Source organism: Amycolatopsis sp. NPDC059027 (genome assembly GCF_042739735.1).
Classification (GTDB): Bacteria; Actinomycetota; Actinomycetes; order Mycobacteriales; family Pseudonocardiaceae; genus Amycolatopsis.
Genome location: NZ_JBHYIK010000077.1, coordinates 1 through 12,563, shown reverse-complemented (window position 1 = coordinate 12,563; position 12,563 = coordinate 1). Strand labels below are relative to the sequence as shown.

Below are 12,563 nucleotides of genomic sequence, written 5' to 3'. Positions count from 1 at the left end.
AAACACTAACCGTTAGTCTTAAGGTAGAACCATGAAAGCAATGCGCTTCGCCGAGTACGGCGGTCCGGACGTCCTGGAACTGACAGAGGTAGCCGAGCCCCACGCCGGCCCTGGCCAGATACGCGTCGCCGTGCGGGCGGTCGGCGTGAACCCGCACGATTGGCGGGTTCGCGAGGGCCAGTTCCAGCGGATCCGCCCGATCCCGCTGCCCGCCGGCGTCGGCCAGGACGCTTCGGGCGTGGTGGACGAGGTAGGCGACGGCGTCACCGGTATCGAGGTCGGCGACTCCGTGTTCGGCCGGGGCTCGAGCACCTACGCCGAGTTCGCCGTCCTCTCCTCCTGGGCACGCCTACCCGGCGGGTTGACCTTCGCCGAAGCGGCCGGATACCCGTCGGTGGTCGAGACCGCGCTTCGGATCATCCGCATGGTCGGCGTCCAGCCCGGACAGACGCTGCTGGTCAGCGGAGCGGCCGGCGGAGTCGGGTCGGCGGTGCTGCAGATCGCCCGCGACCGGGGAATCACGGTGATCGGCACCGCCGGGGCCGCGAACCAGGACTACGTACGCGGCCTCGGCGCCCTCGCCACCACCTACGGCCCGGGCTGGGTCGAGCGGGTACGTCAGCTCGGCCAGGTCGACGCCGCTCTGGATCTCAACGGCAAAGGCGTCATCCGCGGGCTCCTCGACCTGACCGGGGACCCGGACAAGGTGATCACCATCGCCGACCTCGAGGCGCCGATGCTGGGTATCCGATTCGCCGGCGTCGGCGGCAACATGCCCGAAGCGCTCGCCGAAGCCGTCGACCTCATTTCACGCGGGAAGCTCCACATCCCGGTCGGCCAGTCGTACCCGCTCGCCGAGGCCGCGGCGGCGCACGCGGACAGCCAGGCGGGACACACGCGGGGGCGCCGGGTCCTGCTCGTCTGAGCCTATCCCGTACCCGCGGGCGGGACCCGCTCTCCGGGAGCGGCCTGTCCTGCTGAAAGCAGCCACGCGGTGGCGCCGGCGAAAACGGCCGCGCCACCGCTTGGCCGTGGGGCGGGCCCAGACGATCGGGAGTTTCCGGTTCTTCTTCACCGGCCAGCACCCGGCGCGCTCCTCGCGGCGCTCCATTGTGGACGGATGGTCACTGGTGGCCGAGTTCGCGGAGGGTGAGTGCGGCGGCGATGGTGCGGGCGTCGCCGAGCCGTGCCGGGTCCAGCCCGGCGAGGGTGGCGGCGCGGCAAGTGCGTAGGTACGGAATCCGACGTAAACACCGGTTCGGGGAGCGATCTACGTAATTGTCCGGATGCTCCGTCCTCTTCGGACACGTGATCATAGTGTCCGACAGCGTCCCGAAACCTGTCGGCGTCCCTGCCGGCGACCGCGGGGACGCCCGCTCGACCGCCACGCGCGGCCCCGCCGCGCCATGGAGCACAACGAGGTGCGACATGAACGACCAGGAACTCGACGCGCTGCGCTACGTGGCGGCCGACGAGGTGCTCTTCCACCGCGGCACGTGGGGCGGCCCGGCAGGCTACCGCTGGCGCGGCCCGGACGGGGCAGAAGCCGGCGTGGTGCCCCAGTGGACGGCCGAGGTGCTCGACGGGCTGAGGGGCCGCGGCCTGATCGCCACCCAGCCCGGCCTCGGCGCCCTGGACGTCGGCATCACCGTCACCGCGGCGGGCACGGACGCGCTGTCGCCGGCAAAGCGGCCGTGATCCGCGCACTCCGTCGAGGCCCACCGGAGATCAGGACGTCTGCGAGACCATCTACGGCGAACGTCCACAACGGACACCGGCCGCACTCGGCCGGGCGACGGCCCCGGGCGGCCGGGTCCCGGCCGCCTGCCGGCTTCGGCGAAGATGACGGGGGTGGTTCGCGGCAGTTTCTCGCGATTGACTGGCACGCGGGAACGTAGTCCAACTCCGGAAGGATGGCCCGATGTCTGGTGTGCGAGGTTTGACCCGTCCGCTGGTGGTGTCCGCGATGATCGGCGCATTGCTGCTCGGTGGTGTTTCGGCGGCCTCGGCCACCGTCCCCACGCCCGTGCCGGCTCCGACGCTCCGGGCGTGGGGGCCGCTGGGTGCGTTGACGGATCTGGCGGTGCGGCGAATCCTGCTCGGCGACAAGGTCGCGGCGGCGAAGTTCGGTACGGATCAGCCGATCGACGACCCGGTGCGGGAGCAAAAGGTCCTCGACTCGGTCCGGCAGTTGTCGCTCGCCGCCGGGATCGATCCGGCGGCGAGTGTCCGGTTCTTCCAGGACCAGATCGAGGCGAACAAGATCGTGCAGCGCGGCCTCTACGCGCTGTGGACCGCACATCCGGAACTTCGCCCCACCCACCGGCCGGATCTGGCCACCGAGGTCCGGCCCCAGCTGGACCGGATCACGACGGGGATCATCGAGCAGCTGGCGGCGACGGCTTCCGTCCGGCAGCCCACACTCACTTGCGAAATCGACGCTTCGGTCGCGAAGATCTCCGCCGAGATCCAGCAGCGCCTCGACGCTCTCCACCGGCAGGCATTGACCGTCGCGCTCCGGAAAACCTGCTCGGGTCCGGCGACAACCACCTCCGGCGCGGCCGGCTAGGCCGGACGGCTACTCATGACTTACCGGCGGACCGGCCGGATCGTGTGACCACGTTCGTGATTTCCGATCAAGTATTTTCACTATCGGCGGCGCGGTCCATAGTGAAGGACATGGCAGCAGCGGTGACCCCCGAGGACTTCCGGCCGATTCTGGAGCTGGTGCGCGACTTCGTCCGTGCGAAGGTGCTCCCGCGCGAGCAGGAGATCATGGACCGCGACGCGATCCCCGGCGATCTGCGCGAGCAGGTGGCGGAGATGGGCCTGTTCGGCTACGCCATCCCCCAGGAATGGGGCGGGCTCGGCCTCGACTTGACGCAGGACGTCGAACTGGCGATGGAGCTCGGCTACACGTCGCTCGCCCTGCGCTCGATGTTCGGCACCAACAACGGCATCGCCGGTCAGGTGCTGGTGAACTTCGGCACCGCCGAGCAGAAGGCACAGTGGCTGGAGCGCATCGCCTCGGGTGAGGTGGTGGCGTCCTTCGCGCTCACCGAGCCGGGAGCGGGATCGAACCCGGCCGGACTGCGCACCAAGGCCGTCCGGGACGGTGACGACTGGGTGATCGACGGCGAAAAGTGCTTCATCACCAACGCTCCCATCGCGGGTCTGTTCGTCGTGTTCGCCCGGACCCGGCCCGCCGGCGAGTCCGGTACCGGCATCGCGGTCTTCCTGGTCCCGGCGGACGCGCCCGGCCTCGAAGTCGGCGTCAAGGACAGGAAAATGGGCCAGGAAGGTGCCTGGACCGCCACCGTCTCGTTCGCCGGTGTCCGGGTGCCGGGGTCGAGCCTGGTCGGCGGTGACGAGGACGCCGGATACCGCGCCGCGATGACGTCGCTGGCCCGCGGCCGCGTCCACATCGCCGCCCTCGCGGTCGGCACCGCGCAACGCGCGCTCGACGAATCCGTCGCCTACGCCGCGACAGCCACCCAGGGCGGCACGCCGATCGGCGAGTTCCAGCTGGTGCAGGCGATGCTGGCCGACCAGCAGACCGGCGTGCTGGCGGGACGCGCCCTGGTGCGGGAGACGGCGGCGCGCTACGTGTCCGGAGAGGACCGGCGGCTCGGGCCGTCGGCGGCGAAACTGTTCTGCACCGAAATGGCCGGGAACGTGGCCGACCTCGCGGTGCAGATCCACGGCGGCAGCGGCTACATGCGCGAGGTCCCGGTCGAGCGGATCTACCGCGACGTGCGCCTGCTGCGGCTCTACGAAGGCACCAGCGAAATCCAGCGGTTGATCATCGGCGGCGGCCTGATCCGCAGGGCCCGGCGATGACGACCCGGCCGACGTCGACGCGCTCGCCCGGTGCAAGGTGCGCTGGTGCTCGCCTCCCGCGGCAACGAGAAGGGATGCGAGCATGACGCTCACCGACGACGAGAAGCAGATGGTGGCCCTGGTTGCCGAATTCGTCGACGAACGGGTTCGCCCGCGTGTCCGCGAATTCGAAGCCGACGACATCTACCCCGCCGAATTCATCGACGAGATGAAGAAACTCGGCTTCTTCGGACTCCTCGCACCGGCCGAGTACGGCGGTGCCGATGTCAGCACCGCGTGTTTCGCCCGGGTCACCGAGGAACTTGCGCGCGGGTGGATGAGCCTGGCCGGGGCGATCGGCGGCCACTCCGTGATCACCTACCTGATCAAGACCTTCGGGACGCCGGAGCAGCGCGCGAAGTATCTGCCGAAGATGGCCGAAGGCGCCATCCGCGCGACCATGGCCCTCACCGAATCCGGCGGCGGCAGCGACCTGCAGGCCATGCGCACTCACGCCACCCCCGACGGCGAAGGCTGGTCCGTCACCGGCTCGAAGACATGGATCTCCAACGCCGCGCACTCCGGGCTGATCGGCCTGCTGTGCCTCACCGACCGCGACGTGAAACCCGCCCACCGCGGCATGAGCGTCCTGCTCGTCGAACCCGGTGACGGCCTGACCATCTCGAAAAAACTCCCGAAGCTCGGCTATCGCGGGGTCGAGGCGTGCGAACTGGTCTTCGACGGCGTGTTCGTACCCGGTGACGCCGTGCTCGGCGGCAGCCCGAACGAGGGCTGGGGACACATGATGCGAGGGCTGGAGGTCGGCCGTATCCAGGTCGCCTCCCGCGCGCTGGGCGTCGGGCAAGCCGCGCTGGACGACGCCGTGAAGTACGCGCAGGAACGGGAATCCTTCGGCAAGCCGATCTGGAAACACCAGTCCGTCGGCAATCTCCTGGCCGACATGGCCACGAAAATGCGCGCCGCACGGCTGCTCACGCTCGACGCCGCCGAACGCCTCGACGCGGGCGAACGCGCCGACATGGAAGCCGGGATGGCCAAGCTGTTCGCGTCCGAGTCGGCGATGCAGGTCGCCCTCGACGCCGTCCGCGTCCACGGCGGCTACGGCTACTCCAAGGAATACGACGTCGAACGCTACTTCCGCGACGCCCCGCTGATGATCGTCGGTGAAGGCACCAACGAAATCCAGCGCAACGTCATCGCCGCCCAGCTCATCGCCCGCAACCGGATCTGAGGACTCGGCCCGGCGCGTGCTCCGCCGTCGCCCCTGCCCGCGCCTTCGTGTGTCCACTGTGTACTACTCGGTGGCGGATCATGTCCCAGGTCGCATAGGGCGCGGAAGGGTGGCGCTGGTGGAAGATCTCGCCGGGCAGCGTCATCGCGGGTGCCTTGCGGGGGTTGGAGTCTCGTGGCCGGCACCGGAGAACACGGCACATCCGAGGATTACCTGCGCTTCGAACTACGACAGGCCCTGGAGACCGTCCGCCATCAGACCACACTGCTGGTCCGGCTGACCGGCTTTCTCATCGCGCTGGACTCGGCCCTGGTCGCCTATGGCTTCGCACAGGGAAAAGCGATCATGCTCCTCATCGCGGCAACCGTGCCCGCGGCCATGATGTTCGCGGGCCGGCTGATCATCGGGCACGTCTACCCGATCGCCATGGTCGCCCTGCGGGCCGAGACCGCGCTGCACGACCGCGAGGACGGCCTCGTCACCACCTGTCTGAAACTCCGGCTGCCGGAGATGTACCACCAGGTCGCCTTGTTCGTCGTGGCAGTCACCGCGTTCGGGATGGGGCTGTTCTAGCCGGTGAAACGGCGGCCTTCCGCAGGACTTCGTCGATGGCGCGGCGCGGGCTCTGGCCGACGTCGCCCAACGGGTGCCCTACGCGCATCAGCGCCTGCGGGAAACCGGTGAGTCCCAGGTCTTCACACAGCGCCGAACGCACCTCGGGCAGATGCAACGGCTGAGTCAGGACCGACGCGACGAGCCCGCCGTCGACAGCCGCGAGCCAGGAGTTCTCCAGGGCGACACCGGCGTGCAGATGATCGACAGGCGCGTCGTCGACGGTCATGAACACCAGCAACGTCTCGTCGGCCAGCCTCCGCCGCAGCACCGCACGGTCCGGCAATGCGGTCGCCGACCGCACCAGCCCCGCCCACGGCAACGTCGACGGCGGCAGGCAGCTACCCGCGATACCCACACCATGCCGGTGGGAATATTCGTCGTGGATCGTCCACAATGCCAGCTCACGCTGATAGCCGTAATCGTGCTGGTAAGCCTCCGCGGCGAACTCGAGCAAGTCCGCCAGCTCCGACAGCTCGCGCTCACCGGTCACCGGCCGCGCCTGCACCCGGCCCACTTCCCCCGCGTTCACGATCTCCGCGAGCGCGTATGCCGACACCGGATGAGCCGAGAAACGCTGTCGATGGCTACGACGCCGCGCGATCGCGGAAAACCGGTGCAACTCCCCCGCGTCCGGCGGCCGGGCACCATCCGGGCGCAGGACGGCCACGAGTTCCGGCTGCCGGGGATCCGGGAACGTCTCCGTGCGCAGCCGGCGGCCCAGCACCCGCACCGCGAGCTCCAGGTTCGCCAGCGCCGCCCCGCACGAGACGAGCCGATCACGGCCCCGCGGATCATGCTCGGGCAACGCGAGATCACGGCGTTCACGCAGGAACAGCTCGTCGTCACCGACCTCCAGCGTCCACGGCTGGATGTTGTGCACCGACGGAGCACGCACCACCGCCCTCGCCAGCACTTCGATGTCCCCGAGTGTCCATTCTCCGTGCGGTGACCTCGTCATCGCCATCCTCCATCGCGTCCTCTTCTTCCGGCGGGCACCACGACGTCGTGGACCGGACGGCGGCCCGTCCACGACGCGGCCGAGTAGCCGTAGCCCAGGCGCAGCACGGTGTGCGGACGGCCGAGCGGACGGAACAGCTCGGTGATCCCGTCTCGTGTCGAAGCCACTTCGAACGGCTGGGACAGGAACGACGTCGCCACGCGCACCGAGGTCGCGGTCAGCAGAACCCGCTGCATCGCCAGGCCCGCACGGACCTCCGCCGCGGGGCCCGAGTCCGGGGTGAGCACCACCGCGAGCAACGGCTGCTGCTCGTACGCGCGCACCGGCAGATCCGGATCGAGGTGGGATTCCCGCAACGCGACCACGCCGTCGTGGTCGGGTGGCGGGCCCGCGGCCGAGAGCGGCACCCCGTCCGGGCTGGCGGCGTGACGACGCGTCCATCGGGCTGCTTCGGCCCGGAACGCGTCGTCGCCCGCCTGCAGGAACTCCGCGCGCCGCACGAGCGCGGCGAGGTGCGCGTACTCGGTGTCCACGAAATGGAGGCCGGCGCCCTCACGGCTCGCCGCGCGGGCGAACGTGGCCCGTACACCTGCGGGTACCGTCCGGTCGAGGAACGGCCGACGATGGGTATGCCTGCGGAACACCGCGTCGGCGAGCGTCTGGTCCTCGACGGCGACGCGATGGTTTCCGTCGCGCGTCACCAACGCGAGCAGATCCGGTTCCGACTCGTCGGGCAGCACCTCGACCCGCGGTTCGACCCCCTGGCACCGCAGGGAAACAACGAGGTTCAGCAGCGCCGCACCGCAGGAAATCCTGGCTTCGTGCGCCTCCGGGTCGGCCACGGTCAGCACGCGGTCACGGTCCAGCCAGATCTCGATCCGGTCGCCATCGACCGCGAACCGCCACGGCTGGCTGTTGTGCGGCGAGGGAGCCCGGACCGCGGCCGCGAGCGCCTGATCGACCACAATGGACAGTGAGCGTGTCATCGCTGCTCCCCGGGCTCGTCGTCCCTCACCCGTTCAGCATCGCCTCCCACCGCGCCGTCCGATGCGGCCACCGGTCACCGGATCGCGGGACGTTGGTCCCTGCCCGCCCGGCACCAAGGGCACATCAGGAGGACCCGCGCTCGCGGCCGAGGCCGCGGTGGAAAGGATCCGCAGTTCCCATCCGCACTGGCCACTGTGGACGATCAGAGCGCCGGCAGGTCTCCCGGCTTCCCGCGGAGGTGGAAAGCCGTAGCTCGGCACGCCCGCTATGCGGCACGCTTCAGCTCGTCGCGGCCGTCCGGGCCACGCAGCGACGCCGCTGGGACGGCCGGATGCGCCGGGCGCCGCGCGAGCTCGATGAGGCGGTCGGGTTCGCGCAGTGTGACGTCGTCGAGCACCGCGGCGAGTCCGCGCTCGCGCAGCCAGTCGTCGTCGAAGGACTCGCCAAGATAGTTGGCGCCGTCGTCGGCCGCGACCGCGAGGATCCGGCTGCCCGGGTTGTGGTGGGCGTGGTGCAGCGCGGCGAACACCGCCGCTCCGGCTGACTCGCCGACGAGCACCCCTTCGCGACGCGCGAGTGCCCGGCTCGTGGCGATGCCCTCGTGGTCACCGACCAGGTGGACCCGATCGACCACCGAAAGGTCGAGGTTGCCCGGTTTCCAGGCCAGCCCGAGCCCCCGCATCGCGTAGCCGCGGAAGGGGAACCCGAACGCCGCCGAGCCCGCGGCGTCCACCGCGATCGTCGTGAGGCCCGGCAGTTTCCCTTTGAGCGTGCGGGAAAGCCCGCTGATGTGGCCGCCGGTGCTGACCGACGCCACCAGCACGTCGAATTCGGGCAGATCATTCAGCACTTCGCCCGCGGTGTGCTCGGCGTGAATACGCGGGTTGTCCGGATTGCGATATTGATCCGGCCAGAACACCTGGGGATCACCGTCACGCAACTGCCGCACGCGCTCCAGCCGGCCACGCTGGTAACCGCCGCCTTCGTCGGGAGTGTCCACCAGCTCGATCTCGGCGCCGAGCGCTTTCGCGTAGCGGAGGACGGACACCGGCGTCTTGGGGTCGACCACCAGGATGACGCGGTATCCCTTCGCCGCACCGATGAGGGCGAGCGACTTGCCGAGATTGCCCGAAGTGGACTCGACGATCGTGTCACCGGGACGCAGCCTGCCGCTCGACTCGGCCTGCTCGATCATGAAATGCGCGGCCCTGTCCTTGATACTGCGGCCCGGATTGGCCGACTCGATCTTGACCAGTACCTGACCGCCGTTGTGCACGGTGAAGTTACGCAACCGGATTATCGGCGTCCCGCCGATCAACCCCAGTACGTTATCGTGGATCGCCATTCAGCCATTCCTCCCCACCTCTTCCGTCCACGACGGCGGCTCGCGCGACCATGGTCGCACAGAACGACTTTTCCTCGCTTGCTCCGCTGAACCGGAGACCGCGACACCGCGGCCGTCGCCGGCTGGCCACGTGCGCACGACCGAAGTTGTCGATGCGCGGGGAACGCCGATAGCGTCGTTGCCCAGGACAAGATCCAGCGCGCCTGTCGCTCACCTCGATCAGGCCTTTCGGGCAGCGAACTGGGGGCTTCGCCGTGTATGAATGCGTATGGCTGAAAGCCGGATCCGACTCCGGTGTCGCCGAGGTCGTCCAGCTGATCGAAATCGTTTCGGCCGACGAGCCGTTCGTCGGCCTGCCCGCCGACCCGACGGCCGCGGCGTCCGCGGCCCTGCGGGCGAAACTGGCCGAGGGCATCACCTCCGGTCAGACACAGCTGCTGACCGTGCGCGCGGAGTCCGGTGAGGTCGTCGGCTGTGTGGCGATCAACCGCCCCGCCACGGCCAACCAGCGGCACATCGGCGAGCTGACGACCGGCGCCGTGCATCCCGGGCACCGGGGCGGCCAGGTGGTGACCATGGCTTTCCGCGAGGTGGTCCGCCGCTGCGAGGAGATCGGGATCGAGCTGCTCCGGCTCGACGTCCGCGCCGGTATCAGGGCGGAAGGAATCTGGCGTTCCTACGGATTCGGCGAGTACGGCAGGCTCGACGACTACGGCCGGATCGGCGCGGAGAGCTACTCCGGGGTCTACCTGGCGCAGCCGGTGAAACAGCTCGAGGCAAGGCTTTTCCACAAGGAGGTATCCCGTGCTCAGCAAGGATGAATTCAAGAAGCGGTGCTACGCCACGATCGAGGCACACACCTCGGTCGCGCACCCGCTCGTCGCCGAGCTGGTCAAGCCGGAGGCGAACTGGGAGCTGCTGCAGGCACTGACCCTGCAGGGCTACCAGCTCACCAAGCACTTCCTGACCTACATCGAGCACCTCTTCTTCCACTGCCCGTTGCCCAAGCACAAGAAGGCACTGATGGTCAACATGTACGAGGAGGAGACCGGGAGGCTTTCCGGCACGAAGAACCACGTCCGCCTGATGCAGGACTTCGTGCGCGCCATCCGGATCGACGACGCCACCAGGGACGCGGCCAAGCCGTATCCGCAGACCCAGGAGCTCATCGACTACCGCATGGACCTGGTGAAGAATCCGGAGACCTACCACCTGGGCGCGGCCGCCGTCGCGATCGCCAGTGAGGGCCAGAACCTCGAGGACACCGCCGGCCAGCACCGCCATTCGCTGCTGGGCAAGGTCTATGGCCTCACCGACGACGACACTCTCTTCTTTTCCGTGCACGCCAAGGAAGACGTCGGGCACGTCCGCGAGGGTATCGCGCTGGTGAACGACCTATGCACCGACGCGAAGATGCAGCAGGACGCGCTCGAGGTGGTGGAGCACACCTGCAAGCTGTTCCAGGGGGTGTACGACGGCGTCGCCGAACGCCATCTGACCGGTGTGCGATGAGCGCCGCCACGGCCACCAAAGCGGCCAAGATCGGCGGGGGTGTCCTCGCCGCTTCCGTCGTACTGGGGTTCGTCATCTCGTTGCTCGGCTCCTCGCTCAAGAACACGGTGCAGGTCTACTTCCTGCCGATGGCGGAGTCGTTCGGCCAGCAACGCGGCACGTTCGCACTGGCCACAACGGCTTTCGCGATCACGTACGCCGTCGCGGCGCCGTTGACCGGTGCGCTGGCCGACCGGCTCGGGCCCGGCCGGGTGCTGCTGATCGGCACGGTGAGCGCCGGTTTCGCGTTCCTGCTGTGCGCGCTGGTCCCTTCGTTCGCCGTTTTCGTGGCGGCTTACGGGATTCTGGCCGCTTTCGCGTACACGATGCTTTCGTACGTGCCGCTCGGCGTGCTGGTCGACCGGCTGTTCTCGGAGAAACGCAAGGGGTTCTTCTACGCACTGCTGACGAACGGCACCGCCGCCGGGTTCATCCTGCTGGTTCCCCTGTGGACCTGGCTCGACGGCAAGACCAGCTGGAACAGCGTGCTCATCGGGCTCGGCGTGCTGCTGTTGTGCGTCATCACGCCACTCACCGCGCTGCGGTTCCGCGGCGAGGCGAAGCCGGCCGCTTCGCGCTCGGCCGCCGGCGAACGTCCCAGCATCGCCTCGGCACTCAAGACGTCCACCTTCGCGCGGCTGGCGGGCGCGTTCTTCGCCTGCGGCGCGACGATGGCGTTCATCGACGTGCACCTGATGCCGTTCATGGGCGACATGCACGTCCACACCGACCTCAGCGCGACGAGCGTCATCCTGCTCGGGCTGTTCGAGATCGGCGGCTCGCTGGTCGCGGGCAGGCTGTGCGACCGCGGCCTGGTCAAGCGCGTGCTGATCAGCGGCTACCTGATGCGCGCGGCCTCGATGTTCCTGATCTCGGTGTCCACGTCCGGGTTCGCCGTGATCCTGTTCGGGTGCGTGTTCGGCCTGAGTTACCTCGTCACGGTCGTGGCCACGTCCCTCTGGGTGCTCAAGGCGTTCCCGATCGAGGTGAAGGGCACGGTGATGGGCTTCATCTGGACCGCGCACCAGATCGGCGCCGCGCTCAGCAGCCAGTTCGGCGCGTACACCCGCGACTCGACCGGTTCGTACCTGCTGGAGATCGTGGTCACCGGCGGCCTCGCGGTACTCAGTGTCGGCCTGATCGCGGGCATGCCCGATCCCGACCGGAAACTCGTGACCCCCTGACCGTTCCGAGGAGACAGCATGCAGGAGACCAGGACCGTCGGCGTCATCGGCGGCATGGCTTGGGAAAGCTCGGCCACCTACTACCGGATGATCAACGAGCGGATCGCGGAACGCCTGGGCGCCAGGCATTCCGCGCGGCTGCTGCTCTCCAGCACCGACTTCGAAGAGATCATCCAATGGCACGGCGCGGACGACTGGGCCTCGGTCGGCCGCAAGGTCACCGAACTCGCGCAGGGGCTCGAAAAGGGCGGCGCGGGCTGCGTGCTGATCGCCTGCGTCACCCAGCACAACGTCGCCGACGAGGCCGCGGCCGAGATCGGCATCCCGCTCATCCACATCGCCGACGTCACCGGCGAGGCGATAGTCGCCGACAGCCGCCGCACGATCGGCCTGCTCGGCACCCGCTTCACCATGGAGAAGGAATTCTTCGCGGGCAGGCTGCGCGACCGCTTCGGACTCGACGTCCGCCTCCCCGACGAACCGGGCCGCGCCTACCTGCACGAGACCATCTTCGAGGAGTTCGCCAAGGGCATCTTCACGGACGCCGCCCGCGCCCGGTACGTCGAGATCATCCGCGGCCTCGTCGCCGAGGGCGCGGAAGGAATCATCCTGGGCTGCACCGAAATCGGGCTGCTGATCCGCCAGTCCGACGTCCCGGACGTCCCCCTCTACGACACCACCGAACTCCACGTGAACGCCGCGGTCGAGTTCAGCCTGGCCAAGGACTAGCCGAAGGTCGTCCTTTGTGGACGCGGATCCACCGAGGCACGCCTTCGGTGCGCTCACCGCACCGAGGGACGCCCGCGAGAGCTAGAAACCCCCCCCGGCCGCCCGCGCGCGAGGCGCCCCGCC

The 12,563-nt window shown here is 69.0% G+C and carries 14 protein-coding genes; 11 read left to right on the top strand and 3 right to left on the bottom strand.

Features of this window, described 5'->3' with window-relative positions; genetic code table 11:
* Nucleotides 1-31 precede the first annotated feature (31 nt).
* The 7 genes from ACFWY9_RS37270 (at nucleotide 32) to ACFWY9_RS37240 (ending at nucleotide 5,644) form a co-directional block, all read left to right on the top strand.
* Nucleotides 32-925 (top strand): NADP-dependent oxidoreductase, encoded by an 894-nt coding sequence (locus ACFWY9_RS37270; RefSeq protein WP_378341105.1) that lies wholly within the window; start codon nucleotides 32-34, stop codon nucleotides 923-925.
* Between the two features lie 106 nt (nucleotides 926-1,031).
* The gene (locus ACFWY9_RS37265; RefSeq protein WP_378341103.1) at nucleotides 1,032-1,232 is read left to right on the top strand and encodes a hypothetical protein; all 201 of its coding nucleotides are present in this window, start codon (nucleotides 1,032-1,034) and stop codon (nucleotides 1,230-1,232) included.
* Between the two features lie 196 nt (nucleotides 1,233-1,428).
* On the top strand, nucleotides 1,429-1,698 hold the full coding sequence (locus ACFWY9_RS37260; RefSeq protein ID WP_378324743.1) for a hypothetical protein: 270 nt from the start codon (nucleotides 1,429-1,431) through the stop codon (nucleotides 1,696-1,698).
* Nucleotides 1,699-1,921: 223 nt separating this feature from the next.
* Nucleotides 1,922-2,569 (top strand): gamma subclass chorismate mutase AroQ, encoded by a 648-nt coding sequence (gene aroQ / locus ACFWY9_RS37255; RefSeq protein WP_378341102.1) that lies wholly within the window; start codon nucleotides 1,922-1,924, stop codon nucleotides 2,567-2,569.
* 110 nt (nucleotides 2,570-2,679) lie between these two features.
* Nucleotides 2,680-3,840, top strand: coding sequence for an acyl-CoA dehydrogenase family protein (locus ACFWY9_RS37250; RefSeq protein WP_378324745.1), 1,161 nt, complete (start codon nucleotides 2,680-2,682; stop codon nucleotides 3,838-3,840).
* Nucleotides 3,841-3,922: 82 nt separating this feature from the next.
* On the top strand, nucleotides 3,923-5,071 hold the full coding sequence (locus tag ACFWY9_RS37245; protein ID WP_378341101.1) for an acyl-CoA dehydrogenase family protein: 1,149 nt from the start codon (nucleotides 3,923-3,925) through the stop codon (nucleotides 5,069-5,071).
* 174 nt (nucleotides 5,072-5,245) lie between these two features.
* A complete protein-coding gene (locus ACFWY9_RS37240) occupies nucleotides 5,246-5,644 on the top strand; it encodes a hypothetical protein (protein ID WP_378324748.1) in 399 nt (132 codons plus the stop codon).
* Here ACFWY9_RS37240 and ACFWY9_RS37235 read toward each other — a convergent pair.
* The 3 genes from ACFWY9_RS37235 to ACFWY9_RS37225 form a co-directional block, all read right to left on the bottom strand.
* A complete protein-coding gene (locus tag ACFWY9_RS37235) occupies nucleotides 5,616-6,644 on the bottom strand; it encodes an Acg family FMN-binding oxidoreductase (protein ID WP_378324749.1) in 1,029 nt (342 codons plus the stop codon). The genes ACFWY9_RS37240 and ACFWY9_RS37235 overlap by 29 nt on opposite strands.
* On the bottom strand, nucleotides 6,641-7,630 hold the full coding sequence (locus ACFWY9_RS37230; RefSeq protein WP_378341100.1) for an Acg family FMN-binding oxidoreductase: 990 nt from the start codon (nucleotides 7,628-7,630) through the stop codon (nucleotides 6,641-6,643). The genes ACFWY9_RS37235 and ACFWY9_RS37230 overlap by 4 nt, the downstream gene beginning before the upstream one ends.
* A gap of 266 nt (nucleotides 7,631-7,896) precedes the next feature.
* Complete coding sequence (locus ACFWY9_RS37225) at nucleotides 7,897-8,976, bottom strand: PLP-dependent cysteine synthase family protein (protein ID WP_378341098.1); 1,080 nt, start codon at nucleotides 8,974-8,976, stop codon at nucleotides 7,897-7,899.
* Between the two features lie 254 nt (nucleotides 8,977-9,230).
* On the opposite strand from ACFWY9_RS37225, the gene ACFWY9_RS37220 reads away from it, so the two are divergent.
* From ACFWY9_RS37220 to ACFWY9_RS37205, 4 genes are read left to right on the top strand one after another with little or no spacing between them, the layout of a single operon-like run.
* Nucleotides 9,231-9,797, top strand: coding sequence for a GNAT family N-acetyltransferase (locus ACFWY9_RS37220; RefSeq protein WP_378341097.1), 567 nt, complete (start codon nucleotides 9,231-9,233; stop codon nucleotides 9,795-9,797).
* A complete protein-coding gene (locus ACFWY9_RS37215; protein WP_378329147.1) occupies nucleotides 9,781-10,488 on the top strand; it encodes a TenA family transcriptional regulator in 708 nt (235 codons plus the stop codon). Before ACFWY9_RS37220 ends, ACFWY9_RS37215 begins: the two co-directional genes overlap by 17 nt.
* Nucleotides 10,485-11,711 (top strand): MFS transporter, encoded by a 1,227-nt coding sequence (locus tag ACFWY9_RS37210; protein ID WP_378329148.1) that lies wholly within the window; start codon nucleotides 10,485-10,487, stop codon nucleotides 11,709-11,711. The genes ACFWY9_RS37215 and ACFWY9_RS37210 overlap by 4 nt, the downstream gene beginning before the upstream one ends.
* 18 nt (nucleotides 11,712-11,729) lie before the next feature.
* Entirely contained in the window at nucleotides 11,730-12,440 is a 711-nt protein-coding gene (locus ACFWY9_RS37205; RefSeq protein WP_378329149.1) for an aspartate/glutamate racemase family protein, read from the top strand.
* The last annotated feature ends 123 nt before the right edge of the window (nucleotides 12,441-12,563 follow it).